27 protein-coding genes and 2 pseudogenes are annotated in these 26,364 nt (G+C 64.0%); 3 read left to right on the top strand and 26 right to left on the bottom strand.

Annotated elements, in window-relative coordinates:
• Positions 1-160 precede the first annotated feature (160 nt).
• Genes GFK26_RS18875 through GFK26_RS18830 form a run of 10 tightly spaced genes read right to left on the bottom strand, consistent with a single transcriptional unit; the run spans position 161 to position 9,482 of the window.
• Entirely contained in the window at positions 161-1,261 is a 1,101-nt protein-coding gene (locus GFK26_RS18875; protein WP_153283314.1) for a zinc-dependent alcohol dehydrogenase, read from the bottom strand.
• Positions 1,258-2,484 (bottom strand): NAD(P)/FAD-dependent oxidoreductase, encoded by a 1,227-nt coding sequence (locus tag GFK26_RS18870; protein ID WP_153283313.1) that lies wholly within the window; start codon positions 2,482-2,484, stop codon positions 1,258-1,260. The genes GFK26_RS18875 and GFK26_RS18870 overlap by 4 nt, the downstream gene beginning before the upstream one ends.
• Before the next feature lie 12 nt (positions 2,485-2,496).
• Positions 2,497-2,802: a non-heme iron oxygenase ferredoxin subunit gene (locus GFK26_RS18865; protein WP_153283312.1), complete on the bottom strand. Its 306-nt coding sequence runs from the start codon at positions 2,800-2,802 to the stop codon at positions 2,497-2,499.
• Positions 2,803-2,814: 12 nt separating this feature from the next.
• Positions 2,815-4,140, bottom strand: a complete 1,326-nt coding sequence (locus GFK26_RS18860; protein ID WP_153283311.1) for a Rieske 2Fe-2S domain-containing protein — start codon at positions 4,138-4,140, stop codon at positions 2,815-2,817.
• Between the two features lie 26 nt (positions 4,141-4,166).
• Positions 4,167-4,940 carry an SDR family NAD(P)-dependent oxidoreductase gene (locus GFK26_RS18855; protein WP_153283310.1) on the bottom strand — a complete coding sequence of 258 codons (774 nt, stop codon included), beginning with the start codon at positions 4,938-4,940 and terminating at the stop codon, positions 4,167-4,169.
• Positions 4,941-4,968: 28 nt separating this feature from the next.
• Entirely contained in the window at positions 4,969-5,664 is a 696-nt protein-coding gene (locus GFK26_RS18850; protein WP_153283309.1) for an ABC transporter ATP-binding protein, read from the bottom strand.
• Complete coding sequence (locus tag GFK26_RS18845; RefSeq protein ID WP_153283308.1) at positions 5,657-6,409, bottom strand: ABC transporter ATP-binding protein; 753 nt, start codon at positions 6,407-6,409, stop codon at positions 5,657-5,659. Before GFK26_RS18845 ends, GFK26_RS18850 begins: the two co-directional genes overlap by 8 nt.
• Positions 6,396-7,358, bottom strand: a complete 963-nt coding sequence (locus tag GFK26_RS18840; protein WP_153283307.1) for a branched-chain amino acid ABC transporter permease — start codon at positions 7,356-7,358, stop codon at positions 6,396-6,398. The genes GFK26_RS18845 and GFK26_RS18840 overlap by 14 nt, the downstream gene beginning before the upstream one ends.
• The gene (locus tag GFK26_RS18835; RefSeq protein WP_153283306.1) at positions 7,358-8,227 is read right to left on the bottom strand and encodes a branched-chain amino acid ABC transporter permease; all 870 of its coding nucleotides are present in this window, start codon (positions 8,225-8,227) and stop codon (positions 7,358-7,360) included. Before GFK26_RS18835 ends, GFK26_RS18840 begins: the two co-directional genes overlap by 1 nt.
• Positions 8,228-8,285: 58 nt before the next feature.
• Positions 8,286-9,482 carry an ABC transporter substrate-binding protein gene (locus tag GFK26_RS18830; protein ID WP_153283305.1) on the bottom strand — a complete coding sequence of 399 codons (1,197 nt, stop codon included), beginning with the start codon at positions 9,480-9,482 and terminating at the stop codon, positions 8,286-8,288.
• A 154-nt stretch (positions 9,483-9,636) separates the two neighbouring features.
• Here GFK26_RS18830 and GFK26_RS18825 point away from each other — a divergent pair, with 154 nt between their 5' ends.
• Positions 9,637-10,863, top strand: a complete 1,227-nt coding sequence (locus GFK26_RS18825; protein WP_153283304.1) for an IscS subfamily cysteine desulfurase — start codon at positions 9,637-9,639, stop codon at positions 10,861-10,863.
• A 511-nt stretch (positions 10,864-11,374) separates the two neighbouring features.
• Here GFK26_RS18825 and GFK26_RS18820 read toward each other — a convergent pair.
• The 10 genes and pseudogenes from GFK26_RS18820 to GFK26_RS18780 all read right to left on the bottom strand — a co-directional run bounded on the left by GFK26_RS18820 (position 11,375) and on the right by GFK26_RS18780 (position 18,474).
• Positions 11,375-13,321, bottom strand: coding sequence for a DUF3363 domain-containing protein (locus GFK26_RS18820; protein ID WP_153283303.1), 1,947 nt, complete (start codon positions 13,319-13,321; stop codon positions 11,375-11,377).
• A gap of 375 nt (positions 13,322-13,696) precedes the next feature.
• Positions 13,697-14,230 carry a S26 family signal peptidase gene (locus GFK26_RS18815; RefSeq protein WP_153283302.1) on the bottom strand — a complete coding sequence of 178 codons (534 nt, stop codon included), beginning with the start codon at positions 14,228-14,230 and terminating at the stop codon, positions 13,697-13,699.
• On the bottom strand, positions 14,227-14,754 hold the full coding sequence (locus tag GFK26_RS18810; RefSeq protein WP_153286012.1) for a DUF2840 domain-containing protein: 528 nt from the start codon (positions 14,752-14,754) through the stop codon (positions 14,227-14,229). The genes GFK26_RS18815 and GFK26_RS18810 overlap by 4 nt, the downstream gene beginning before the upstream one ends.
• Positions 14,754-15,017 carry a chromosome partitioning protein ParB gene (locus GFK26_RS18805; RefSeq protein ID WP_153283301.1) on the bottom strand — a complete coding sequence of 88 codons (264 nt, stop codon included), beginning with the start codon at positions 15,015-15,017 and terminating at the stop codon, positions 14,754-14,756. Before GFK26_RS18805 ends, GFK26_RS18810 begins: the two co-directional genes overlap by 1 nt.
• Positions 15,014-15,772, bottom strand: a complete 759-nt coding sequence (gene parA / locus GFK26_RS18800; protein WP_228121689.1) for a ParA family partition ATPase — start codon at positions 15,770-15,772, stop codon at positions 15,014-15,016. Before parA ends, GFK26_RS18805 begins: the two co-directional genes overlap by 4 nt.
• 200 nt (positions 15,773-15,972) lie before the next feature.
• A pseudogene (locus GFK26_RS18795) lies at positions 15,973-16,797 on the bottom strand (replication initiator protein A); the annotation flags it as partial.
• 28 nt (positions 16,798-16,825) lie between these two features.
• Positions 16,826-17,122 carry a helix-turn-helix transcriptional regulator gene (locus GFK26_RS18790; RefSeq protein ID WP_153283299.1) on the bottom strand — a complete coding sequence of 99 codons (297 nt, stop codon included), beginning with the start codon at positions 17,120-17,122 and terminating at the stop codon, positions 16,826-16,828.
• 92 nt (positions 17,123-17,214) lie between these two features.
• Complete coding sequence (locus GFK26_RS18785; RefSeq protein ID WP_228121688.1) at positions 17,215-17,754, bottom strand: DNA -binding domain-containing protein; 540 nt, start codon at positions 17,752-17,754, stop codon at positions 17,215-17,217.
• A 13-nt stretch (positions 17,755-17,767) separates the two neighbouring features.
• The gene (locus GFK26_RS34310) at positions 17,768-18,007 is read right to left on the bottom strand and encodes a transcriptional regulator domain-containing protein (protein ID WP_228121687.1); all 240 of its coding nucleotides are present in this window, start codon (positions 18,005-18,007) and stop codon (positions 17,768-17,770) included.
• A 125-nt stretch (positions 18,008-18,132) separates the two neighbouring features.
• Positions 18,133-18,474: a DUF2958 domain-containing protein gene (locus GFK26_RS18780; RefSeq protein ID WP_153283298.1), complete on the bottom strand. Its 342-nt coding sequence runs from the start codon at positions 18,472-18,474 to the stop codon at positions 18,133-18,135.
• 140 nt (positions 18,475-18,614) lie between these two features.
• Here GFK26_RS18780 and GFK26_RS18775 point away from each other — a divergent pair, with 140 nt between their 5' ends.
• On the top strand, positions 18,615-18,923 hold the full coding sequence (locus tag GFK26_RS18775; RefSeq protein WP_153283297.1) for a helix-turn-helix domain-containing protein: 309 nt from the start codon (positions 18,615-18,617) through the stop codon (positions 18,921-18,923).
• Positions 18,924-18,934: 11 nt separating this feature from the next.
• Here the strand turns inward: GFK26_RS18775 and GFK26_RS18770 are convergent, their stop codons facing one another.
• The 6 genes and pseudogenes from GFK26_RS18770 to radC form a co-directional block, all read right to left on the bottom strand.
• Positions 18,935-19,276, bottom strand: coding sequence for a DUF2958 domain-containing protein (locus tag GFK26_RS18770; protein ID WP_153283296.1), 342 nt, complete (start codon positions 19,274-19,276; stop codon positions 18,935-18,937).
• Between the two features lie 626 nt (positions 19,277-19,902).
• The gene (locus tag GFK26_RS18765; protein ID WP_153283295.1) at positions 19,903-20,211 is read right to left on the bottom strand and encodes a DUF736 domain-containing protein; all 309 of its coding nucleotides are present in this window, start codon (positions 20,209-20,211) and stop codon (positions 19,903-19,905) included.
• Positions 20,212-20,707: 496 nt separating this feature from the next.
• Positions 20,708-21,169, bottom strand: coding sequence for a thioesterase family protein (locus tag GFK26_RS18760; RefSeq protein WP_153283294.1), 462 nt, complete (start codon positions 21,167-21,169; stop codon positions 20,708-20,710).
• A 288-nt stretch (positions 21,170-21,457) separates the two neighbouring features.
• Positions 21,458-23,491 carry a ParB/RepB/Spo0J family partition protein gene (locus GFK26_RS18755; protein WP_153283293.1) on the bottom strand — a complete coding sequence of 678 codons (2,034 nt, stop codon included), beginning with the start codon at positions 23,489-23,491 and terminating at the stop codon, positions 21,458-21,460.
• A 426-nt stretch (positions 23,492-23,917) separates the two neighbouring features.
• Positions 23,918-24,053: pseudogene (locus GFK26_RS34305) on the bottom strand (JAB domain-containing protein); the annotation flags it as partial.
• A gap of 190 nt (positions 24,054-24,243) precedes the next feature.
• A complete protein-coding gene (gene radC / locus GFK26_RS18745) occupies positions 24,244-24,774 on the bottom strand; it encodes a RadC family protein (protein ID WP_153283292.1) in 531 nt (176 codons plus the stop codon).
• A gap of 323 nt (positions 24,775-25,097) precedes the next feature.
• Between radC and GFK26_RS18740 the strand changes: the two genes are divergently transcribed.
• Complete coding sequence (locus GFK26_RS18740; protein WP_153283291.1) at positions 25,098-26,327, top strand: hypothetical protein; 1,230 nt, start codon at positions 25,098-25,100, stop codon at positions 26,325-26,327.
• The last annotated feature ends 37 nt before the right edge of the window (positions 26,328-26,364 follow it).

Raw genomic sequence — 26,364 nt, 5'->3', positions numbered from 1 at the left:
GGCCGCTCGCCTTCAAGCGGACTGATTGAAGCTGGGGGAGATCCGTCAGAAAAATTGACCGGCGGGGGCTTTTGATTTTTCTTTTCGTCCGTCGCTGCGCGCCCCTCGTTTGCAAGAAGGGAACGAAACGAGGCAGCGCGATAGCAGGCTGCACACATGCTTAGTCGGGTGTGAGAGTGATGTGGATAGCGTCCCGCCCGTCAGTCACCTCTCGCCCGAGCGTGCGCACCGCTTCGGTGCCTTTATCCATTCCAAAAGAATGCGTGCAGAGAGGCCTTAGCGCCTCTCCGGCATGCTTGACGATGTCGATCGCCAATTCAGTCGATTCCCACCCCGCGCTCAGCACCCCGACAAGCTGGATCTCCCGCAGCACCGCCTTGTCGATCGGAAACCCATCGAGTGGTTTGTTCGCTTTGAGACCAGCCAGCACGATTCGCCCGCCGCGCTTGACCATGTCCACGCCCTGGATGATCGGAGCCATCGATCCTGCCGACACGTCAAGGACCACGTCGGCCAATCGTCCACCAGTGATCTCGACCACGCGCTCCACTGGATCTTCCTTGTCGACATCGATGACCGCCGTAGCGCCAAGCCGGAGGGCCAGATCCAAACGACCGCGATCAGACGATGTCCCGGTCACAATGATCTGGGAGGCGCCTGCCCTGCGCGCAGCCACAGCGGCCAGCAGCCCCCGCTGTCCTGGACCAGCGATCACGACCGTCTTCCCGAGCGCCGCGCCGCCCACCTCGTACACCCAACGGATTGCGTTGGACAACGGATTCACCAAGGTCATCAGGTCGGTGGCGACGTTCGTGGGGAGCTTGTGCACCATCGTCTTCGGATGCAGGTACACATGACTCGCGTAGCCTCCCCACAGCGACGGCGCGGAATGAATATTCTGGTACAGGCCATACCCTAAGTCGGACTGACACCGTGTGTACTCGCCCGCTATGCAGTCTGCACAGTGACCGCAAGGGATGATTGGCTCGATCGCGACGCGATCACCTTCCCTCACACGCCAACGCTTGGCCGCCGTGGGCCCGATGCGCTCGATGAATCCCATGATTTCGTGGCCGGGAACGATCGGCATGCCTCCTCCCCAATCACCGAGGTGACCGAGCCACTGCTCATAGTCGGTGCCGCACAGACCACAGGCTTCGACCCGCAACACGGCGTCGTCGTCGCCGATCTCGGGTATGGGGAATTCTCGCAACTGGAGGTTCTTGGGTGACTCCAGCACCAACGCTCTTGCGCCGCTCATAGTGCTTTCTCCTGCCTCTCAAGGGCATCACATCGATCTTGAATCAACACCAAGCCTTCTTCCGAGAACGGAAGCGCTTTCTGGATCTCTCTCTTGGCTTCCCGCAACTCGCGAGGGCTGTTGATGGCCGCCGCTGCGACCAGGTGGCCTTCTTGTACAAAGAAGTCGATGAAGCCGTTGTCATTGGCCTTTCGGTACTGCTGCGCGCCTGGGGGCACGATGCCCAACAACTGAAAGTTGATGTCGAACTGGTCGGACCAAAACCACGGCAGCTCTCTGGTGACGGGCCCGGCGCCCAACATCGCCTTCGCAGCTGCTACCCCTTGATCCTGTGCGTTCTTCCACGATTCGAGGCGCCCCCTGCCCTGTACCAACGGCTGGTCAGTCACATCACCGCAGGCAAATATTCTCGGGTCCAAAGTCCGGCAGTGCTCGTCGACCACGATTCCGTTGCCAACGTCCAGCCCGCAGGACCGTGCAAGTTCGTCGTTCGGCACCGCACCGATGCCTACGAGCACTACCGTAGCAGGCACGATCGAACCGTCGTCGAGCTCGACCCCTTGAATCTTTCCATTTCCCACGAAGCGCTTGAGGCGAGCGCCGAGCCGAACGTCTACGCCGCGACTAACGTGCTGCTCCAGGAAATACTTGCTGAGCGACGGGGGAAGCGAGCGTCCGCAGAGCTGATTGGAAGCCTCGAGCACCGTGACATGGGCGCCGCGCGCCCGCAGTCCTGAGGCAACTTCCAGCCCGATCCAGCCGCCACCGACGACGACCAGCTGGATAGCGGTTCCGAGGTTGGCGCGGATGGCCAGGCAGTCGTCGATCGTCCGCAGGTAATGCACGCCCTGCAGCTCTGCACCCTCGCAGATCAATTGCCGGGGTCGAGATCCTGTCGCCAGAAGCAGCTGGTCGAAGTGGAAGGATTTTCCATCCCGACAAACAACCTGGCTGCCGGCCCGGTCGACTCGCTCGACGTGATTCCCAAGCTCCACTTTGATTCCCAGCTCCACAAGGCGCTCTTGCGACCACAGTTGACATGCACCAGGTCCCAGCTCGCCGAGCAAGACTTGCTTCGACAGGGGCGGACGTTCGTAGGGAAGATGGCGTTCATTGCCAATCATCAGCACTGAGCCCGTGAAGCCTGAGTCGCGCAACGTCTTGGCTGCCCAGCCGCCGGACTGCCCGGCTCCGATGATGACGATGTCGTTGACGTTGGACATGTTCGCGGCCGACTAAAGGTTAAGGAAGATCTTGTTGTCGACCACCGTGACGGGGTACGTCTCCAGATCAGACTCTGCGGGCGGGCCCATGCATTTGCCAGTGCGGATGTTGAACACGGCGCCATGCAAGGGACACTCGATGGTTTCACCTTCCACGAAGCCGTCGGACATCAGGGCGTAGGCGTGCGGACAGACGTTGTCGGTTGCGAAGAACTCGTCATCGACCCGGTAGATCGCAATTTTCTTTCCCTGGCCTTCATAGGCGTATGGAGCGTCCTGCGTGACCTTGTCGCATGCGGCGATAAGCTGAAGTGTCATGACGGCAAACGACTAGGCGGCGGCGGGCTCGGCGGTATCGCCGCGCATCAGTTCGCCATGATGACGTTCCAGGAATTCGTCCATCTCCCCAAGCTCGGAAACGACGTCTAGTGGTACGACCGCGTAGGCACTGCCGTCCTTGACGATCTCGCGGAACTTCGCAAGGCTCTCTTCAGACTTGACGTACTCGAGCAGGCGGCGGCGGCTGCGGACGATCGCGATGTCGGTCGGGAGCAGGAACTCTTTCTCGCGGTCGACGATGCGACCTTCGGTTCCCGGGAGGGCCAGCATGCCCTCTTGCATGGCGCGGTCTTGGTCATTGAGGCCATGAATGCCGGACGGGCTCGACAGGCTGGCCCCCTTGCGGTCGATCATGTAGTTGTTGCGCTGGTTCCGAACGGGGACGAACGTGTCAATGATGGCGCCCGTGTTCAGGTGATACGGTTCATAAACACTGTCCGGAGGGAAGGCCAGTCCCTTGCCGATGTAGTCCAGGAAAGCTTCGGGAAGATCGCCTTTGAGGTAGTAGTTGAAGTCCCATGTGTAGGCGTTGTGGTCGTCGATCGGAATGAATGCACGGCCGCCCACTGGGAAGTCTGCACTGGGGATGGAACTGAAGCACGGCGCCATGAACTGGGAAACGCGCCAATAGAAATTCTCGTCGGCGTTGCGGCGCGCGATGCCGATGACCCCGATGGACGTATCCCTGGCGAACAGCTTGGGCGTGATGTCGACCGCCGAGTACGGACGGTGCACCGGAGAGGTTGCCATCGTGGCCGGGTTCGTGTGGAGGATCGAGACGTGCGAACTGTCCAGTTCGCCTTCCATACCCTGCAGCCAGTTTGACTCCTGGATCCACACCGTCGCGTTGCGCTGCGACCTCGGCAGATCAATCCATGGAAATTGGGGAAGCGACGGGGGTTCGCCGCTTCCCATGAACACCCAGACGATGTCGGCCTTCTCCTGTGCCTTGTAAGCAGTCAGCTTGACCTTCTTGCAGATCGATTGGTCGGCCGAGTTCTGCATCTCCAGGCAGTCGCCAGAGGCGTTGTAGAGCCATCCGTGGTAGTTGCAGCGGATGCCTTCCTGCTCGACCCGTCCGTAAAACAGCGGTGCGAGTCGGTGAGCGCAGTTGGCCTGAACAATGCCGACCTCACCCTTGCCGTTACGGAAAGCAACGAGCTCTTCGCCGAGCAGCTTCAAGCGCACGGGCGCACAGCCGGGTTCGGGCAGTTGAGATGAAAGCAAAGCGGGCAGCCAAACAGATCGGAACAGTTCACCGACCGGTGTTCCCTTGCTCACGTGGGACAGTACATCGAGTTTGTTGACGTGTGCCATGGTGTATTTCCTTATCGAGACTCGAATCAAAGGGTGAGAAAGCCGCCGTCAACCGGGAGGATGACGCCGGTCACAAAGGAAGCCAGGTGCGAGGCCAGAAAGACGGCAGGGCCTGCCATCTCGTCTGCGCGGCCAGCGCGCTTCATCGGCGTGTGCGACATGACGAACGCGACGCGGTCGGGGTTGGCCCGGGAGACAGCGGTTTGCGGGGTTTCGATAAAGCCGGGGGCGATAGCGTTGACGCGCACGCCATGCTGCGCCAGGTCTACCGCCAGCGATTTGGTCAGCATCGCCACCCCGCCCTTGCTCGCGGCATAGGCCGTAGTGAAGTTCGGGGCTGCAGTGAAGGATTGGATCGACGCCAAATTGATGATGTTCCCTTTGGTGCGCTTGAGTTGATCCAGAAAAGCCGTGATGCCGTACATGATCCCGTCCAGATTCACCGCCATGACCTCGCGCCAAGTGCCAACGTGGCCCTCCTCGCCGAACTGACCGCGGCGATGAATGCCCGCGTTGTTCACGAGAATGGAAGCGTCGCCGGCCAACTCGTGGACACGGGCCGCAACCTGCGTCGCTTGGTCGGGATCGGAGACGTCCCAAAGCACTGACCAGGCGGTGCCTCCCTGCTGCTTGATCAGCGCGGCGGTCTCTTCGGTGGTCTGCATATTGACGTCGGCGACCACCACCTTCGCGCCCGCTGCGGCAAGGCCGATGGCAATTTCTCGCCCCATCCCTTGACCCGCCCCGGTCACCACAGCCACTTGGCCGTCCAGCAGCGGACTGCCGTTGAGTTCGATCATCTAATAACTCCTGTCAATCGAAAGATGTTCAGATCGTCAGCCACTGACGATGGACGCGCTCCGCGTCGGCCTTGAAATCGGCGATGGAGAGCGTCTCCACAACTTTTCCTTTGGACATCACCAGGATGCGGTCCGAGATGCGCTCGGTGAGGTTGAGGTTCTGCTCTACAAGCAGGACTGCGACCCCTTCGGACTTCAGCAACTTGACCACGTCACCGATCTGTTGGACCACCATAGGTGCCAGGCCCTGCGTCGGCTCGTCGAGCATCAGGACTTTGACGTCCGTCACTAGAGCTCGAGCGATCGCGAGCATCTGCTGCTCACCGCCAGAAAGGGCGTGACCGGCGTTCTTGATGCGGCGTTGAAGGTTGGGAAACAGGTCGAGCACCCGCTCTTCAGTCCATGTTTTTGGCTTGCTGCGCTGGCCCACGCGCAGGTTCTCGAGGACCGTCAGCGCCGGGAAGATCTGCCTGCCTTCGGGCACGTATCCAATGCCCGCTCTCACCATTTCGTGCGCTGGCTTGCGACTCAGATCGAGGCCATCAATCGACACCGTGCCGGAAGACGCCTGCACGATGCCCATGATGGTCTTGAGCGTCGTGGTCTTACCCACGCCGTTTCGCCCGATGATTGCGGTCACTTCACCCTTGGGCACCTGAAAGTCGACGCCGAAGAGAACCTTACCGGATCCATAGCCGGCTTCCAGCCGATCAACTTTAAGCATGTGCCACCCCCAGGTATGCACGCTGCACCGCCGGATCGTTTCGCACCGCCTCCGGTTTACCATCCGCGATTTTTCTCCCCTGATCCAGTACAACAATGCGGTCCGCAACGCCGAACACGACTTCCAGATCGTGTTCCACCAGCAGCACCGCGATGGGTGCGTCCTCCAGTAGCGACTTGAGCAATCTCACCGTCGCGCGGGTCTCTTCGACCGACATGCCTTGCGTGGGCTCATCCAGAAGAACCAGCTTCGGCTGAAGCGCCAGGGCCGTCGCGATCTCCAGCAGCCGTTGATCGCCATGAGATAGCTCGCCGGCCGTGCGGTCTGCACAATCAGTCAGACGAACTCGAGCGAGCCACTCCATCGCCGCTGCCTCGGTCTTGTCGACAAAAGCCTTCGACGCCGTCGGCCTGAGCCGCCCGGGGGATCTGGCTTGAACAGCCAGTCGGACGTTTTCCAGAACCGTCAGTTGCGGAAACAAGCAGGTAATTTGGTACGTGCGACTCAGGCCTTTCTGGGCCAGGTCATACGCGGAAAGGTGTTCGACGCTTTCATCAGCGAAGCGCACGGCGCCAGCGGTCTTCTTTATCGCACCTGCAATCAGGTTGAACACGGTGCTCTTACCTGCCCCGTTCGGACCAATGAGCGCGACCACCTCGCCTGCATCTACGGTGAGGCTCACATCATCGACCGTCGTGACCGCTCCCCAGCGCTTGGTAAGACCAGAACATTCAAGAAGCGGCATGTTTCTCTCCAGCGGGGGGCGCGCGGCGTTGGGAAATCTTGGCGGCAAGCGAAGCCTTGATGCCCCACAGGCCCTTGGGCGCGGCAATGACAACGATGATGAACAGCAACCCCATTACCAATGGCCAACTGTCGGTGACTGCGCTCAGCTGGTGGTGAGCAAGAACAATCAGGGCGGCGCCGATCATCGGGCCGATCAAGGTGCCCGTTCCGCCAAGGACGACTGCGATGATGACGTGTCCCGACAGCGTCCAATGCAAGATCTCTGGAGAGACGAACAGCAGGAACCCCGCATGAAGCGCCCCCGCCATGCCCGCGAGCGCCCCGGACAGGACGAATGCGACGATGCGCAAGGTCCGCGGTACATATCCAATGGCGCTGGCACGTCGCTCGTTTTCACGAACGCCGACGATGGCTCTACCCATCGCGGAGTTCATGAAGCCTCGGGCCAGCCAGTACATCGCGAACACGACGATCAGAACAAGCCAGAAGAAGCCATCGCGGGACACGAATCCGTCGAACCCGAACGGGCCCGCATTGCGCGCAAAGCCGGTCAGGCCATCCGAACCGCCGGTAAGCGTGTTCCACTTGAAAACGATCGCATAGCCGAGTTGCGCAAAGGCCAACGTCAGCATCGCGAAAGCAACGCCACTAGCCCGTGTGCTTAACCATCCGATCGGGATGGAAAGGAGCGTTGCAACAAGCACGGCGGCGGCAATCGCGATGGGCAACGGCCAGCCGGCCAGCAGCGCAAACGCGCATGCGTACGCACCGACACCGTACGGCAGAACGTGGCCGAAGGAGAACAGGCGTGCGTAGCCCATTTGTACGTCCAGGCTCATCGCGAACAACGCGAAGATCAGTATTTCCGTCAATAGCGTGACTTGGTAGCTCTGGAGAGCGAACGGGGCCGCCGCCAGCATGGCGACGATAGGAACGGCGTACTTCATCACTCTTCTTCTCCAAACAAGCCACCCGGGCGATAAAGCAGAACGCCAATCATTAGGAGGTAGGTCACCACTAGCGAGAGGTCGGGAAAGTAGAAATTGCCAAACGACTGCGTTGTAGCCACCAGCAGACTGCCGACAGCGGATCCAAGAAAGCTGCCCATGCCCCCGATCATCACGATGACGAACGATTCGATGATGGCCGAGCTGCCCATTCCGATGTAACCCGTGATGAGCGGGACGGCAAGGAAACCACCCAATCCAGCAAAACCGCAACCCACGGCGAAGGTCAATGTGCGGATGGTCCCGACATTGACACCTAGTGCCTGAGTCATTTCTGCGTTCTGCGAGATCGATCGGATGAGCAGACCCAGGCGAGACTTCAGGATGACGATGGTGAGGATGCCCAAAGCGGTCAATCCGAAACCAATCAGGAAAACGCGGTAGAGGGGGAACGGCTCATCCATGACCAACACCACCCCAGCGAGCGCTTCGGGAAGTTGGACGTCGCGGCTGTTTGATCCCCACCCAAGGCGCGTGGATTCGGTGAGCACCAGGCTCAGCCCGAACGTGATCAGAAGGAAGCTGCTTGCGTCGCGCTTATAAAGGTGGCGCAGAAGCCCCGATTCAAAAATGGCCCCAACGGCCGCAGCGCTCAGCGCCGCGAACAGAAGTCCGGCCCAGAAGTTGCCGGCCCATTGGGCCGCCGAAATACCGACGTAAGCGCCAAACATGTACATCGCCCCATGGGCAAAGTTCATGATGCGCATGATGCCGAAGATCAGAGTCAATCCCACCGTGAGCATCGCGAGGAGCGATGCGAGGGATAGCGTGTTCAGCCCGAGGTTGAGCCAAAGTTGCAAGACACTCATAGTGCGTCTTTCGTAAGGTTTGAGGTTCTAGCGACCGGCTTGGCGGCAAACGCTCGCCTCAGAACGTGTCCTTGCGGCATGCTGGAATGACCGCATCCGAGCCGAACGTTTCGATGATCTTGGGGAGCGGGTAGCTCGCATCGGCGCTCTTCTCCAGACGCGCAATGAAGACGCTCTGCTCGCCTTGCTGGTCGCAGCCGCGCAACTTCACCTTTCCTTTGACCGACTCGATCTCGAGGTCGACCAGCGCCTTCCTGACTGCCATCGCGTCGACAGACTTGGCGCGCCGCACCCCTTCTGCCAAGAGGCTCAGGCCCTGCCAAGCCTCGCCGTCCCACGTGTCTGGAACCTCGCTGTACTCGGCTCGGAAGATGCGCACGAACTCCTTGTTGGCTGGGGCATCGTACGCGTAGTTGTACTGGCTGACACCATGCAACCCGATGGCGGCATCGCCCAGCGGGCGCGTATTCAGAAGATCCAAAACCTCGGTGACCATTTGCATCTGCTCGCCCAGTCGGTACTGGCCAGCCTGCTTGAGGAAGGCGGTGGCGTCGTCACCACTCATGGCGACATAAAGCACTTCCGGCTTGGCCTGGCGAATACGCGCGATGTAGCTGGAGTAGTCCTTGGTTCCCAGAGGTGTCAGGACGTTTCCTACCGTTTGCTTTCCCATGCCGCCGATGAGCTGCTCGAACGTCGAAAGACTGTTCTTACCCCAGGCGTAATCTTGGGCAATGGTGAAAAACTTGGTTTTGGGCGACTTAGCAAACCACTGTGCGATCGCGCGGGCACGCATGGGACCGGATGTGCAGGTGCGGAACGCGTTGGGGACGAAGTGTTGCGCCGTCAGCGATCCAACACCACTGATGCCTGCCAAGTACAGGGCGTTCCAATCTGCAAGGCGCGGCATGATGGCCAGGGACTCGCCGCTGGAGATGACGCCTGTGATCAACTTGACACCGCGGCCTTCGATCAGCTCAGAGGTCTTGCGTACGCATGCAGCGGGGTCGCCCTGCGTATCTTCGAAAAAAAACTCGACCTGACGACCATCGATGCCGCCCTTGGCGTTCACCGTCTTCGCGAACAGTCGGCACGTGCGCTGGATCTGCGATCCAAGAGCCGACCAATTGCCCGTGATGCCTGTCGGCACACCGATTCGCACCGCCTCCTTTGTTTGCGCCCACGCAGGCTGAAAAGTAGCCGCCAAACCTGCGCCTGCAGCGCCGGCCAAGAACCCTCTGCGATCGATAACCATGGTGTGCTCCTTGTGATTGCGAGGCAATGCTATATTCGCCATATACATCTGTCAACTAGGGTAGTTAAGGAATACAAGAGGCACTTTATTGGCGCAGAGCTTGCCTTTCTGGTGCACTCACATTCAGACACACTCGCAACCTGGACTCACTCATATGACTTTGCTTTCTCCCCTCTCTCGACCGATCTACATGGACTACATGGCGACGACCCCAACCGACCCGCGAGTGGTCGCCGCGCTCCTTCCTTACCTTGGTGAGCATTTCGGGAATCCTGCCTCGCGCAGTCATGCCTACGGGTGGGAGGCAGAAAGTGCTGTGGAGGCGGCGCGCGGCCACGTTGCGAGTCTCTTAGGAGCGGATCCGCGGGAGATTGTTTGGACCTCTGGCGCTACCGAGGGCAACAACCTCGCCATCAAGGGTGCTGCCCACTTTTACAGCGGCAAGGGCAAGCACATCGTCACGCAAAAGACGGAGCACAAGGCTGTTCTGGACACGTGCAGAGAATTGGAGCGTGAAGGGTTCACGGTCACGTACCTCGACGTTGAGAGCGACGGACGCGTTTGCATAGATTCGGTGCGAGAGGCCCTGCGCGGCGACACGATTCTCGTGTCGATCATGATGGTCAATAACGAGATCGGCGTGATCAATCCGGTTGAGGAGATCGCCCAGTTATGCCGCGATCGCGGCATCGTCTACCACTGCGACGCGGTACAAGGGGCGGGCAAGATTCCGATCAACCTCAGCACATTCAACGCCGACCTGTTGACCGTGACCGCGCACAAGGTCTACGGTCCTAAGGGCATCGGGGCGCTGTACGTGCGTCGCAAGCCGCGGACTCGCATAGAGGCGCAGATCCATGGTGGAGGTCATGAGCGCGGGATGCGCTCCGGCACCCTGCCGACTCACCAGATCGTCGGTATGGGCGAGGCGTTTCGCCTGGCGAAGATCGAAATGGAGGCAGAGTCCGCGCGTGTGGGACAGTTGCGAGACCGGCTCAGTGCAGGCTTGGCCCAGATGGAGGAGGTGTATGTCAACGGCAGTCTCGAGCACCGGGTACCGCACAACCTCAACATGAGCTTCAACTACGTCGAGGGGGAGTCGCTCATTATGGGAATGAAGGACATTGCGGTGTCATCGGGTTCCGCCTGCACCTCAGCGTCCCTGGAGCCGTCCTTCGTGCTTCGCGCTCTGGGTCGCAGCGACGAGCTTGCCCACAGTTCCATTCGGTTCACGCTTGGGCGGTTCACGACAGAGGCGGAGATCGATGCGGTGGTCCGGCAAGTCACGGAAACTGTGGCGAGGCTTCGCCTGCTGAGTCCGCTGTGGGATATGTACAAGGAAGGGGTCGACATCTCATCGATTAAATGGGCTGCGCATTGACACGGGCATAGGTCGCAATCGCGGTGCGGTTCAAGACCCAGATCCGCTTGACGATGCCGGTGACGGGTCTCGCGGCTCCGAACGCTGGTCAAAGGCAGCCTGTTCGTTATGGCCGCAAGCGCCGGTGGCGGCTAGGATCGTGATCGGCCAGCATCTTTCGCAGTGCACAGGTCCGACGGCGCATGCTGGAGATGGGCGCCGAGCACCGAACCGGTAGGCGGGACGCCGGAGGCGTTCCGCAATCTGGCGCTGTCCGAACGTCGCCGCTGGGAGCTGGTGGCGCGTGCGGAAGAGATTCGTATTGAAGAAGGGCGAGGCGTGCACTCGGCTACGAAGGGCAGTCGAGCATTTCTGGGCATGGCCCACTGCGCCTGCAGGTGCTATGGGCCGACCACCGCATTGAGCATGTTTACAGCCGTCGGCTCTATCGAAAGATGGAGCATTTTTCGATGCGTGTCTTCCAGCCGGACGCCGCGCTCGTCGCCGTACTTGTGATTCACCTACGTGGGTGTCAAATTGCCATGTCTCGCCGACGATCGAAATGCCATGTGACTGACTTTCCCTGGGCCACAGCAGAGACGTGTTGCCCCAGCCGAACTTCCACTGCAGGTCGCCACGCCACTAAGGTGAACCCCATGCCATCGTCAAGCACCGCAAAGCGCCCGCTCACGAGTTGAATAGAACAACGGTAGATGCCACTCGCTCTTCCATTCTCCCCAAGAGGCCGATAGGTCTGGCCTGTCCGATCTTGCAGAGCCTTTCCGACGGCCACCAACTCGCGTTCCCTCAAGGTGTGCAGCAGATTGCGCGAAAGAACTACATGCGGGCCGCGTCGCTCAGCTAACCTCTGTTCGACTAGGAATTCCTGTCGGCCGCGCATTGCATCGCGCACCCGGGCGCCAAAACCGTGCGCCGCTAGTCCATCGCCATTTCCAATCAATTGCCGGTCCAGCCAGGTCGCGCCGATGGCTCGCACCTGTTGGTTGATCGGCAAGTGCGAGCGCAGTTCAATGACCGGAGCCGTGACTTTCTGCGTATCGTGCTGCTGGCCCTTCTGCGCTAAGTCAGACGGTACTCGCCAGACACCATCGGCCACGCGCACCACAATGCCAGAGCGACGCAACGCTTCGAGCCGTCGCACATGAACATCGATAGTGGCCAGCGGATCGCGGTATGCCGCCTGCCGCAGTCGATCTAGGTGATTGGCGGTCTTGTAGATGCCGTCCTGGGAGATTGCCGCGATAGTGCGGTCGACCGCCCGCTCCCCTCCCGGCGTCTTCGCCTCCACAATGCCGTCCACCGGAAACGCCAAGAGATCGGCACCGGGCGGTAGTTTCAGATAGTGCGCCCGGCCATCAATGCCATCGACCACCAGATAGCCTCGGTCGTGCAGTTCGTCGGTCAGTCCCTTACCCGCGATGCGGCCGATGACGGGGGTGGTCGACGCGTCCTCCAGCACGCATTCACGCTGCTGGCCCTTGAGTGCCCGGCGCATGGTGTCCAGCGCCTCCTCGCGCTCGCCCATCGCGGTCAAGGTCCGCACCATGTCCGGCGCCAGCCGCCACCGGTTGACATCGACTCGCTCGGCCATCGCCATGGCTTCGAGCCGCTGCAGACGCGCCCGCAGCAGGTTCTGGCGGTGCCGGTTCTCAGGCCGACCAGTCAGGTCAACGGTATCGGCTACGGCTTGGCGCATCAAGGCCCGGTCCAGGCCGGTGAGTCGCTGCTGCTCGACTTCGCGCTGGAGGCTTTGCCGGATCTCGATCTCGGTGCGCGGCCCCAACCATTCGGTAGCAATCTCGCTGGCGCGCATGCGCATGCCCCGGGCGATGTAGTCCGGCGCGATGATGAGGTCTTCCTTGCCCGCGGTCCGGCCGTTCAAGACGACGTGGGTGTGCGGGTTGTCGGTGTCCCAGTGATCGACGGCCACCCAGTCCAGCGGCGTTTCCAGATCCACCGCCATGCGCTGCATGAGTTGCCGCGTGAAGCCGCGCAGATCGTCCAGGTCGACCGCGTCCTCGGCCGAGACGATGAAGCGGAACTGGTGGCGATCTCCCCTGCCCCGCTCCTCGAAGGCCTTGAGGTCGGCGGCATCGGTCTCGGGACCATAAGCCTGCCCGCGCTGCCCGTCGCGTGTCACCCCATCGCGCTCGATGTAGCGCAGGTGCGTGGAGACCGAGTTCGCGCCGGCTTTCCGGAGCACCACGAAGCGGGCCTTGATGACCACGCGCCGAGCATGCGCGCCGAGGCGACCGCCGGCCATGCCGGCCGCGACGCGGCCCCGGCCAAAGGTCGATGCAGGGCGTCCTGCCAGCTTGCCCGACGCTTTGGCGCAGGCCTTTGAGACTTCCTTGAGAACCTGGGACACAAAGCGCTCCGGACGCGGCCCTGCGCGGGACTTCGGGGCCGCGGGCCGAACGCGGAAGCGGTCGCCCTCCATTTCCTTACGAGTCGCCATGGTGAGCACTCCGGCGCAATGGGGAGCAATGGATCGGAAGCGGCACGCGCGCAATGTCACAACGATGCGGCATTGCGCACTGGCACGGCACCGGCACCGACAGGTGCCGTGCCGCGCCCAACCCACGTGCAGACTGACCTTGCGGGTGGCGGCGTGCCACCCCTTTTATCTGGCCCTCCGTCTTCGCCTCCCGCATCCGCTCCCGGCTCCGAACTGCCGCCAGCCGCGCACGAGGTGCGCAACACTGCCCGAGGGGCAGCGGCGGTGCAGCTCGCGCTGCACGCTGGCGGCGGGCCCTTTGCACGACGGAAAGCAGCGCGGACACACGTCCGGCTGCAGTTCGACGGCATGCTCGTTCGCTGGACACGGTGAAGTTCATGGCGCACTCCATGTCCATAAGGGCCGCGCGACCCCAACCACGGCTGACGCAGAGACGGGCCCGAAATACCGGCTGTCGAACGACGCCGGGTTCGTGTCGCCGAGCAGGAACAGTTCGCCCACCGCAAGGGGGCGGCATTGCGACCAGGCTTGCAGCAAGCGATGCGCGCCGTCATGCGTTCTCGCGATCGCCACCACGGAGCCGTCGATGCGCACGAACTGCTCGCGAACACACACCGATTGCGGCGCAAGCGCGCCGATGCGCTTGAGGATCGGCACGCCGCTCGGCAGGTAGCCGCGCCGTGCCGCAAAGGCGGCCACGTCAGCCGGAAGCCGTGCCAGCACGATGCTTCCGACGTGCAGCGGGGCTGCGCTACCCAGGCCGCCGATGCGGTACCAGCCGCGCGGCAAGCTGTCGCTCGGGTTGTAGACCACGAGCACGCGATCGCGTGTCGCCACCGGCATGACGGCCGGCGCGCACAGCGCAGCCAAGCCGACGCCCATACAGACGAAGAGCAGGCGCGGTGTCATCGCAGCGCCCGGCGCGCCAGATGCGCCGCATGCCGCTCAGCGGTGTAGGCCGGCAGCGGCTGGCGCGCAGCCAGCCGATTGCCGACTGTGCGCCAGTATGTGACGGCTACCGCGCACGGGTCGATGCCCAAGCCCTCGATGGCGTCCATCGCCGCGAGCACGGCCTTGACCTGGATCTCGCCGTCAGCGCGCAGCAGAATGCGCGCGCCCGGCTGTACACCGGCAACGCGCTGCGCGCCGTCGAACGGCGTGGGCGCCTGCAGCACCATCAGCTGCCACAGTGCCGTGCCATAGTCGTTGCCGATCCACTTGACACGGCAGCAGACCGCGTCCGGCTCGAAGATCGCAACGCGCCGCCAGCGATCGAGGATGGTCTCGCGCGCCGGCCGACCGAAGCGCAGCCAGACGTTCACGCGATGCTCGACGAAGGCCAGTGACACCCGCATGGAGGTGGGCCCGCTCAAGGTCCCCGGAGATGCGACGGCTGCGGGCGACGGCCGCGTAGAAAGCGGCTGCAGCTGCATCACGGTTCACCTCCGCCGTACTCTCGCTCCAGCAGCTCGCGCAGCATCTCGGCCGCGGTCACGCCGCGTTTGAACGCGACCACCTTGATGTGTCCACGCAGCGCCGGCGTCACGTCGATGGTCAGGCGCGCAGTGTAAATCGACGCCTTGTCCGCGGCCGCCGGTTCGTCGGCCCGCCGCACCCAGGCAGACGCCGGATCGGCAGCGGGCCTGCGGCCGATCGGCGCGCGCTTCGGCGATGCGGATGTCGCTCGCGACGTCATCGCAGCATCTCCCGCACGGCCTGCGCCAGCGCAGCGATCTCGCGCGCCGCGGCGCATGTGGGCGCTGCTTCGCAGGCGAGCCGCCCTGCAGCAACGCTGTCGGCGAACACGATGCGCTGCGAGATTTCAGTCCGCAGCGCGGCGAACGGCTGATCGGCCAGCGCCGCGCGCGCCTCGCGGCCGATCACCGTGCCGACCACACGCCGGTTGATCACGAAAGCGGCGCGCAGTTGCGGCCGAAACACCCTCGCTTCGATGACGAGCTGCACCATCTCGTGGCTGGCCCACACGTCGTAGGCGCTGGGCTGCACAGGGATCAGCACCAGGTCGGCGGCCAGCAATGCGGAGCGCGCGAGGGCCGCGACCCGCGGCGGGCCATCGATGACCACGTAGTCGGCTTGCGAGGCGATCTGCGGCGCCTCCTGGTGCAGCGAGTCCCTCGCGAGCCCGAAGACACCGTACAGCCGCTGCTGACCGTTCTGGAGCCGCCGCTGCGCCCAGTCCAAGGCCGACCCTTGCGGATCGGCATCGAGCAGCGTGACGCGGCTTCCCTGCATCGCCAGCTCGCCGGCCAGATGCGTAGCGAGCGTTGTCTTGCCTGCGCCGCCCTTCTGGTTCAACAGCGCGATGACCTTGCCCGGCCGAGGCCCACGTCCCAGCGAGCGGTTCTCGGCTGTTTGGTCCGCTTGGGTTGCCTCGGTCGAAGCACTGCCCGTTGTTTGAGCAGCTTCGGCTCGCGCGCGCGTGACTTCCATTTATGTATCCCTTTAGATGTTTAGGGAGGCCCGAAACCGTTGCCGGGCGCGGCCTCCGGCCCGATCGGTGCGGGCGATCCACCGATGTTTCTGCGGGTGATCCACCGAGGGTCGTGCGGGCGATCCACCGAGTCCGTCCCCACGTCATCCACAGGTTCTTCAACAGAAACTGTGGATAAGTCGCTTTGAAACGGTTCGCCCGGCATCGGTCGGAAAGCCAACCACTCCATGCCGCCACTGCGCTCGATCGACAGCCGGTAGCCCGGCAGCGCCTGGCGCCGGACCAGATGGCGCACCTGCAGCGCGAAGTCGGAATGGCGCTGCAGGCTTCCCGACTTCAGGTGCAGGTGGCGCATTGCGAAGCGCCAGCCGCCGGGCTGGCGTCCGCCGTGCTTGCGCACCAGCCGGTACAGCCAGCGCTCAATGCCGCCGGAAAGCCGGAAGTACGTGGGATCGAGCGTGAGCACCAGGGCCTCGTCCATCACGCCCGAGAAGAACCAGTCGGCCAGGATCAGCTCGATGCCGTCGGCGCGTCCGTCGGACCGGATGTATTCCTTCCACTCGTTGATCCAGGAGAAGCGGTGCACGCGCATGGCGCCGTTCGCTCGTTCGCGCTGGCGCAATGTGGTAGCGACGGTGGTGGACTGCAGGCGGTCGAGCGCGGCCCGCAGCGCCAGGTAGTCGCTGCGACCGGTGCCGCGCTGCGCGAAGCGCAGGATCTCGTAGGGCGTCGCCACCATCAAGCGCGAGGGCGCAATCCCTTCCTTCCTGGCCTGGACGATCTGGCTCGCGGCCCAGATCAGCACGTCGGCATCCCAGATCGTGGCGATCCCGTGCTCCGGCACGCCCTCGACCGTGAGCGAGACACCGCCGGCCTCGAAGCGGATCGGCACCGCGCGCGGCGACTTGGCCAGCGAGAAGAACGGGTAGGCCATCAGGTCCAGCGCATCGCGCAGCGCCATGTCAGCGCGCGGCAGCGCGCGGAACAGCGACAGCTGTTCGCGTTCGCTCGGACGCTTCGACATGGGTGATGCCCCCTGCCCTGCGTGCCGGTCAGCGGACGGAGCCACGCTGCACGTAGCCGGGGTCGGACGTCATCTCGTAGGCCCGGCTGTTCGCCCAGGCCCGCAGATCCTCGACCGCGTAGACCACGCGCGCACCGAACTTCCGAAAGCGAGGCCCACCGCCCAGCACGCGGTGCTTCTCCAGCGTGCGCGGCGACAGGCGCAAGAAGGCGCCGGCCTCCTCGGTGGTTAGGAACTCGGGGTTGGCCGGCGCGGCGGGCACCGCAAGGGGCCGCAGCGCAGCCGTCGCAGCGCGGGCGGAAAACGGGGAACTGGCACTTGCCATGAGGGCCTCCATCGTTGTCGCGGGGCCGCGAACCATTCGCAGCCCAGTGGAGGCAGTCTCGGGAGCAGGGACCTTTTTGCGCAGGGAGATATTCAGCGCATCGGTTCGTCTCCGGGGACATCGGCTGCACTGCGCTGTATGCCCGCGAGGCTCAGATAGCCACCGCTCATGTACGCCTCGGCGCGCCGCAGCAGGTGCCGGGCTGCGGCGCGCAGTTCGCCATCGGCGTGCCAGCGAGCCGCGGCTTCGAACCCGAACAGGATCTGGGCAATCTCGCGGTGCGACGCACCGGCCTGCGCGCCATCGAGCGCCTGCAAGGCGCGAAGATGCAGCAGCGCGGCCCGGGTGACAGACCGCGTGGATTCCTCCGCGAGCGCACGCCCCTGAAGAAGCTGTGCCTGCGCATTGAAGGCATCCAATTGGCCGCGCAGGCCAGGACCGAGCGGGACGGTGCAGGCGTAGGCCGCGCCGTCGGAGAGATCGTCGGCAAATGACATACGAACGCGCTGCGCGGATACGTCGGTCAGCAGCGTCAAGCCTGCGCCGCCGAGCGCCAGGCGCTTGCGGCCAGGCACGCGCCAGAGGTCGAAGGTCGGCCGGGTCGAAGCGCCGTGCGCGCGCGAAGCACGCACGTGCAGCAGCTCGTCAGCCGCCGTGATCCAGAACGGCTGCGCTTCGCGCGCATCGAGACGGGGGTCTTCGGCGCTGTCGCAACCCCCATCGGTCGAGCGATGCGGCGCGCCGTGCCCAGTCCGCCTGGTACTGCGGATGGCGGCGCAGGTACTCCCACGCGAGCGCGGGGCTGTCGAGATCGAGCGTGTAGAGGTAGGCCGCCGACGCGCGCCAAGGCGCGGTCGGCAGGCCTTCGGCCTTGCGGTCGGTCATGGCAGAACTCACTTTTCTTGCTTGCGCGAAGGCTGCCACAGGCACGACCGGCGCGGCTGGCTTTTGCGGCGATGCGCTGTCGCGCGAGCAGCGACGATTCCGTGCGCCCCACCCGCCAAGGAAGTTCAATCGTTGATCGACCCGTCGCGCTGCGCGTCGGCCACATAGCCGGACAACGGCTGGCGTGCCCTGAAATGCGGATCGGCGACGATGCGCAATCCCTGGGGACCGCGCACACGCTCGAGCGCCGACAGGCTCACGTGCCCAAGTTCGGGGAAGCCGGTGCCGGCATCGGCTAGCCCGTAGGCGCGATCGCCATCGGCATCGAGCTCGGTGAGCAACCAGCAGGCGGGAGCGTCCAGCGTATACAGCTTGACAACGGGATAGGGGTCGACGGCTTGGCCAAGCGCGCTCGCTACGCCGTTGGCCAGCATCTCGGCGCGCTGCTGCTCGGTAAGAAAGGTCATGGGCCCTCGAAAGATGACGGAATGCTAATGCCACAAAGACAGGTGCAGAAGGATTTCTACGCGCGGCCAGATTCTGAAAACAACGACATGAGTTAAAGATAACGTGGTTTAAATTGTGCTGAAACGAGACGCTTCTGTCCATGCAGAAGCGAGCCATTCAGCGAGGACGCCCTACCGGCGCGACGACCTTTGAGGTCGCGCCGGCGCTGGCGTTCGGTGCGGTGGTGCGCGCACTGAGAACCGAGGACGGCATCGCCCAGGAAATGCTGGCGCACCTCGCCGGCATCGAGCGCTCTCACATGGGCAAGATCGAGCGCGGCGAGCACATGCCCACGCTGGTTCTGGTGCTCAGGATCGCCCGGGCACTGGGCCGCAGCGCCGGCGAATTGATGCTCGAAACAGAAGCAAGGTTGCCGAAGGAATGGCATCAGCCGGCCATCGGCGGCTGATGCCTTCGACGCTACGCCACGATGCGCCCTGCCAGCCGCGCTTCACGCGCATAGCCGCTCAGCCGCTTGTCAGCAACGAAGTGCAGATCGCGCTCGATCGGCAGACCCCATCGTCCGCGCAAGCTCTCCAGTTCCGTCAGGCTCACATAGCCCAGTTCCGGAAAGCCTTGCCCGAGGTCGCAGAGTCCAAACGCGACGTCTTCGGCATCGAGTTCGGTCAACAGCCACGTCGCGCCCGCGTTGGGCGTGAACAGCTTGACGACAGGCAGCGGATCGAAGTGAGAGTTCTCGATCGATTCCCGGCCGTTGGCCAGCAGCAGCGCGCGTTGTTCGTCGGTGATGAGCTTCGTCATGGTCTTTCTCCTTGGAAGGATTCCGGGCGGAATTGCCCGAGACCGGAAGCCGGACGGCGCAGCGCAGCCGTCAGGGTTCGAGAGACGGCCGCCGGCCGCAAGCGCACGACGTGCGCGCAGACCTTGACGGGGAGAACGCCGTGCAACGATGAAGGGAACAGCAAAGCCAGCCCTCCCCTGCCTCGTGGCAAGCGAAGCGCGCAGGCCGGGAGCGCAGTGAAGGCCGCAGGCGTCAGGGATGGAAGCCCGAAGGGGCGAGACGCCGCCGGCGGCTCGATGCGCAGCACGACAGCCCGGCCCGGCACCGCCGGGAGACGCACGAATGCCTTCGCCGCCGAACCGTATGCACGCCGACTCGTAAAACCTGTGATGCGTCTTTGCACAATGCCACGAGTCCGCAGAACCGCCAGCGCACATCCACTGCTCCCCGCACATCCGTAGAACCGCAAAGTCGGTATGACGACGATCCGCAGATGAGGGAATCAGGAAACATGGATTGGCGCCATTCCGTACTCACTGAATTCAGTGCGGGCTCGCAGCAGTGAAACGACCCGCGACGGATCGCGGGCCGTTGATGGAGCTCAGAAGTGAAGCGCCCCGCCTGCCGGTGGGGCACCGGGCGACGATCAGTCGCCCTTGCTGCGCGACCAGATCAGGTTGTGCGCGCCGTCGTCGCCTTCGACCAGGCGGGCATAGATGGTCGCCGGGAACGACGGGTCATCCAGCGTCACCGACAGATAAGGCCGGTCCGCCTTGCTGACCTTCTTCCAAGCCGCGCCGATCTCGTAGCCGGTGCCTGCCACGATGCGGTAGTCCGGGGCGTTCTCGCTTTCCTTGTCGCTGGGCGCGATCTTGACCTTGACGTTGAGCGTCAGGGTGCGAACCGTGCCGGTGAAGCCGTTGTTCTGTGCGGTGAAGGAGCCGATGTTGGCCATGATGAAGTCCTTTCGAAGTTGCCCAGGTCCGCGCCCATCGCGGCCTTGGCGTGATCCGGACGGCGCGGGTCCGGGCGCGTCGCACCGAAGGCCGCAACGCGAGTGGAGGACCGGAAGGCCCGAGAAATTTGCCTCGCGAGGAAGACCGCAGGTCGGGGAAATTTGTCGGGTCGGACGGTTGCGGCGAGGAAGCCCGAGGCGAAGCGCAACGAAGAGAAGCGTCGCCGTGCCCGCGCCAGGATTCACGACACATCCAAGGCCGTGGGCGTGAACCTGATCCCGAAAGGACGCATGGCCCAGGCACTGGCCCGCAGCAATGGCTTCCGGCATGGGCCCGGACGCGGTCCAGGTCCACGCCGGCTGGCCAAGAAAGCGCCACCGGAACGCTCCTCAGCATCGAAGCAGAAGACATGATCGGTATCGGCTGCATGGAAGGAAGTCATGAATTCACGGCGACGGCCTATCGTGACGCTGGACGACCCGTCGTTCCCGGCTTTCAGATCCGCTGCCCGCCACGGGCCGTCTCGAGCGCATCGACCTTCGCGGCAATGCGCGACTCGATGCTTGCCCGATGGGCCGCCACCAGCGTGACCGTCCCTTCGAACACGAGTTCGTGGTCGTCATGTGCTTGGACGCGGAACGTCGCACTGCGCTCGCCCAGCCCCTCGACCCATCCCCGCAAGCGCAGGCGTGTCGACGGTGGAACAGGACCGCGATGTTCGATGCGCACGGTGCGGCCCACGACCACCTCGACCGTCGAGTCGACATGCCTCTGCATTTCGCGAATGCAGACGGACTCGACAACCGCGACCAGGTACCCGGTCGCCAGACATTCGATCAACTGCTGCGCGTGTTCGCGGCCATGCGGCAGCCTCGCGAACAAAGACCGTGCCGTCTGGTCATGCGACACCGCATAGGTTTCTTCAAAGCAGATTTCGCTGACGCCTTGTTGATTCATGGGATGTGAGGGATGGAATCGTCGAGCTCTCGGAATCCGCGAGCGATGCGTACGCTTCTGGATCGGAACCCTCACGATGCTCACGCGACGTGCTGGCGCGGCAAACCTAACGGGGCATGCCGGGGCGCACCACGGCGCAAGGAATGCCGATGGCTTGGGACACTCAACGCCGCCACAGCGCGTCCATCGTCCCCATCCTCATCGCAATCGAAAACGCGCGCGGCACACTTGCCGCGCGCGTTTTTCTCGCACATCCAAGGCCCCGGCCTTCCGACCGGGGCCTCAAGCCTAGGCGACGGCCGCCAGTTCCTCGCGGTCTTCGGCTTCGGCAGCGGCTTCATTTGCTGCCGGCATCGCTTCGATTCCCGACGATGTCGGCGTCTCAGGATCCGGTTCTGCCTCGCCCCTGAACATCACCGGCAGCCACCCCGTCCCGGCTGCGAGCCTTTCGGCCTCTCTCGCCACCTCGGGCTTCTTGAGCTTGGACAGCCGGGTCACGTGATCGGGTGCAAAGGCCAACACCGCCTCCAGCGCCTTCGCCTTGGACACATGCGAGAAATAGCCTTCGGCGGTCGGCGTCCACCAGTCGTGCATGTCGAGCCGCACGGCCTTGGCCAGTTCGGCAGCGGGCGCCTCATCCTCGCGGGAAGCCAGCACGCTGACCGTGGAGGCCACGCACACCGCCAGCAGCGACAGCAACTCGCTCTGTGGCAGCGCCAGCAGTTCGGCAAAGAGCGCCTTGGGCTCTTTCGGCAGGCGCGCCGCCCATGCCTCGCGGACCTTGCCCATGCCCATCGCCGCAGGCGAATCCCCGATATCGGGTGCATGCAGCGCGAGCCCATCCGGCGGGGTGGCGATGATGTCGATGGGCGACCCGCCGGAACCGTAGCTGTCCAAGACCACGCGCAGCGCGAGCCGATGCACCACCGCCACCAGCGCCACCTGCGGATGCCGGGCGACCTCGGCCTGCAAGGCGGCCGTGCGGTGGGCGCTCAACCGCTTTGCCAGCTTCTCCGAGATGCCGGGCTTGGCCGGTTCATCGGCATCGCCTTCGTGCGCATTGCGCTCCTCGCCTGCCCCACCGGCCTCCTGCCGCTCTTGCGCCCGCAGCGCCTTGGCCTGTTCTTCGCGCAGCAGCCCACGGTGCACCACCACGCCGCCCATGTGATCCACCGACACCACGGCACCGGCCATTGCCATCGCGCCGGGTGGATAGACCGTCAGGGTCTGCTCGATGGCTTTCAGCTCGTCGCCGAGCCGATCCAGTTCTTCCTGCAGCGCACGCTCGCCATCCTCGCTCAGGTCCGCATCCTCGTCGTCGAGCCGGTCCTGCAACGCGCTCTGCTTCCCTTCGAGCCTGGCGATGCGCTTGGCCTCGGTCCTGTTCGGATCGCGGCGCGTGCGCCGCACCCGCTGGAACACATGGAGTTCGGCCGCCGTGGCGCGCGGCGCGACCTCCACCCACCCCCAGCCTTCCAGCTGGACCTGTTCGGCGACAGCGGCGAGCTTGTGGCGCGCGAGCGTGTCCAGCAGTCCGGCATCGGTGAGATAGCCGCCTTGCCGTTCGTCCGAAAACAGGTCGCGCCGCACGCCGCCCCCTGCGGCCTCGTACGCCTCCAGCCCGACGAAGCGCGCCAGCGCATCGCGGCTCGCATCGATCTCGTCATGGGTCAGGTGCTCGCGCAGCGCCTCGGGGCTGCGCTGCCACGCCGGGCTGTCGTAGAACGCAGCCTCCTGCGCCGCGTGGTCGTCGGTGATGGCCAGCGCCATCAATTGTTCGAGGGTCGCGGTGCCGGCCCGATAGTCCGCCAGCAGGCGCGGCGAGACGTTGGCGAGCTTGAGCCGGCGCTTGACCACCAGCGGCGTCACGCCGAAGTCCGCCGCGATGGCCTCCACCGAACGGCCTTCGGCCACGAGGGCTTTCCATGCGAGCAGTTCTTCGACAGGCCCCATCGCCTCCCTCTGCACGTTCTCGGTGAGGCTCGCCGTGCGCGCCAGCGTGTCGGCCACCCGCAGGCAAGGCACCGGCCAATCCTCCGGAATGCGCCGCTTCATCGCGAGCAGCTTCAGGGCCGCGAGGCGTCGCCCGCCGGCGACGACCTCGAAGTCCCCGTCGTCGCCGAAAGGAATCACGGTGAGGTTCTGCAGGAGGCCCAGACGCCGGATGCTTGCCGCCAAGGCAGCAATCGACGTGCGCGCCTTACGGCGCACGTTGCGCTTGGACGGCCGCGCGCGCAGCCGCGAAAGCGGCACCAGCACCATGCTCTGCGCAGGCACGGCCGCTTCAAGGGTGGAATCGTCTGGCGTATCAACAATATTCATGATCGAACTCCTGTCCCATGTCGGGACGTTGGAAAACAAAACTGGAAAGAAACGAAAACCGGAACTGGATTCAGGGTGGGGGTCTGTGCATAGGCGCTCTCCTTGGGTGTTGGGCTCCGCAGGGGCCGCGAAGCCCTTTCGCGGCCATAGAGGCCAGCTGGGGCCGGCGCGGGTGCGCCGTCAAGGGAGAACAGCGAAGGCGCTGGCGCGGCCCGCAGGCGAAGCCGAGGACACGGGCGCCGCAGCGGCCCTTGACGGAAGGAGCGCCCGCAGAGGCCAGGCAAGCCGCACGCAGCGGCGCGCAGGTGGCGGGCACCGCCACCGGAGAGTTGACTCCGAGGGACGGCTGGCGTCGGTCGCCAGCCAGAGGCACACGCGCAGCGCGCATGCGATTGGGAAAACAAAAGAAGGCCGAAGTCCTCTTGCCTACATCAGCTCATGCTCGGCCATCGAGTAGATGACGTGGTCGTCAGCGATCAGGTGGTCCAGCACCCCGCACGTCCACCAGCGACAGCGCGGACTTGAGGGTCTGCGTGAGCGCTTCATCGGCCCGCGACGGTTCCGCGCCTTCTCGCCTCAGACCTACGGCCACTCGGGACTGTTGAACATGGTCAAGACCACGACCTGCTGGCGCCTCAGCAGGAGCAAGGCGGCCACTGGTCGGTGGGCCTGTTGCCCAAGGCCGAGGGCCTCGCGGAAGCCGACGCGTCGCACGCCTAGATCATCGGCGCAAGGGCCCGAGGGCCCTTGGGTCACAGAAGGCCTCGTTCGGCCATCGACAGGACCGTGCTGCCCGCGACGATCAGGTGATCCAGCACCCGCACGTCCACCAGTGCGGCCGCCTGCTTGAGCGTCCGCGTCAGATGCTCGTCGGCCAACGAAGGCTGGGCACAACCGCTCGGGTGGCAATGCACCAGCAGGAGCGCGGAACTGTTCAGCGCCAGCGCATCCTTGACCACCTCGCGCGGATAGACAGAGGTCTGCGTCACCGTGCCCCGGAACATCTCGACGTAGTCCAAGACCGCATGCTGAGCATCCAGGTGAACCACCGCGAACACCTCATGGGGCAAGGCCCCCAGCCGCGTCCGTAGGAAGTCCTTGACCATCGTCGGCGACGTCAGCACGTTGGCGCCACGCACCCGGCTCACCAGCACCCGCTGCGCCGCAGCGAGCACTTCATCGGCCTCGGCCGGCCGGTACGCGCCCGCGACATCGCGAACCAGCAGCGAAGACGAAGAAACCGAAACGAAGGAATCGAGGGAAGAGAACAGATCGTGCGACATGGCGAACTCCAGTGATCAGGCGGGATTGCCCGAGACCGGAACCGGCACGCTGCAGCGCAGCCGTCAGGGTTCGACAGACGGCCGAAGGACGCCAGCGTGCGCAGCACGCGCAGACCTTGACGGCGAGAACGGTGTGCAAGGATGAAGGGAACCAACAAGCCCCACCACGCAAGCCACCCGCGCTGGCAAGCGCAGCGCGGTTGACTCTTCATGAGGAAGGAAGGCGCACAGGACGCTGAAAAAAAAGAAGGTCAGAGGCTCGGATTCGGCATAACCAAACGGCCTGGCCGGAGTCTTCCCTTTGACTGACGATGGAGATGTGCGTGAGACGATCCGAACTGTATGCGTTGGTCTGGCAGACGCCGCTTCGCCATCTGGGGCCGAATCTCGGCCTGTCCGATGTCGGACTCTCCAAGCTCTGCCGCCGATACAACATCCCTGTTCCCCCCGTCGGCTATTGGACCCGTCTCGCGGTCGGCAAGATCTGCGTGCAGACCCCACTGCCGCCTTCCGACGTCGATCACGAAGTCCAATTGCCGGAGAAAGACACCACGGCGGCCCGCTCCTCCGACGCCACGAGGATCCAGCAGGTCCAGCAAGCGTTTTCCCGAGCCAAAGACGCCGTAGTGCTACAGCCCATCGATGTCCCTCCCTCACTCGATCACTGTCACCCGCTGGTGGCGAAGACCGCTCGCTTCTTCCAGGCCATCGAGCGCGAAGAGGCGAAGTTGGCGGTGGAGGCTGAAGAAGCCAGGCGACTGCGCAGGCCCTTCTTCGGCGCCATGTCGAGCCACCGAATGACCTTGGGCCGGTACACCTCCGGCAGCGGCTGCTTGCGCATCACCGCGACCCTGACCCACATCGACTGGATTCTGCGTTTCCACGAAGCGCTCATCCGGGGACTGATCGCCGGAGGCTGCCAGGTCGTCGCTGGCCGGGGAGACGCATCGAACACGGTTGAAATCCGGCGCGCGGGCGGCGCCATCAGGCTGAACTTCTCCGAACAGGTCGAGAAGATTGCCCAACCCAAGCGCCAGGATTTCCCCTTTCATCGAGATGAATACAGGGCCGTCGATGGCTACAAGCTGAAGCTGGAGAGCGACTGGCACGTCATCGCCCGCCAATGGACAGGAAGTCGTGAGCAACTGGAGCAACAGCTTCCGGAGATCACACGCGCCCTGATCGCATTCCCGGAAGCCGAAGCACTCAGGTCCAAGCTGGTGGCCGAAGAAGCCGCCATCCGACGAAAGCAGGAGCGGGAAGCAGCCCAGGCTCACAACATCGCAGTGGCCGCAGAGCAGGCGCGCGCGCAGCGCCGGGAAGCGCGGGAGAATCAACTGCCCGCGGTCGGCCAGTCCTTGGCGACCTATCACAGTGCTCTGGATGTGCTGTCGCACCTGGAGCGGATCGCCGGCGATCAACCCGAGGATGACGCATTGCGTGCATGGATCGCGCTCGTGCGAAGCAGCCTCAAGGACCCCGTGCATGAACTCGCCGACGCGCTGCGTGCCGAAGCGGCGCAGCCGGCACGGACGCCTTGGTGGCCGGAATGAGGCGCGGCCCCCCCCCAGACCACATCACCCCGTCTTC

The organism is Variovorax paradoxus (assembly GCF_009498455.1).
Lineage (GTDB): Bacteria > Pseudomonadota > Gammaproteobacteria > Burkholderiales > Burkholderiaceae_C > Variovorax > Variovorax paradoxus_H.
The sequence above is the reverse complement of the archived record's forward strand: the minus strand, read 5'-3'. Positions and strand labels throughout refer to the sequence as shown.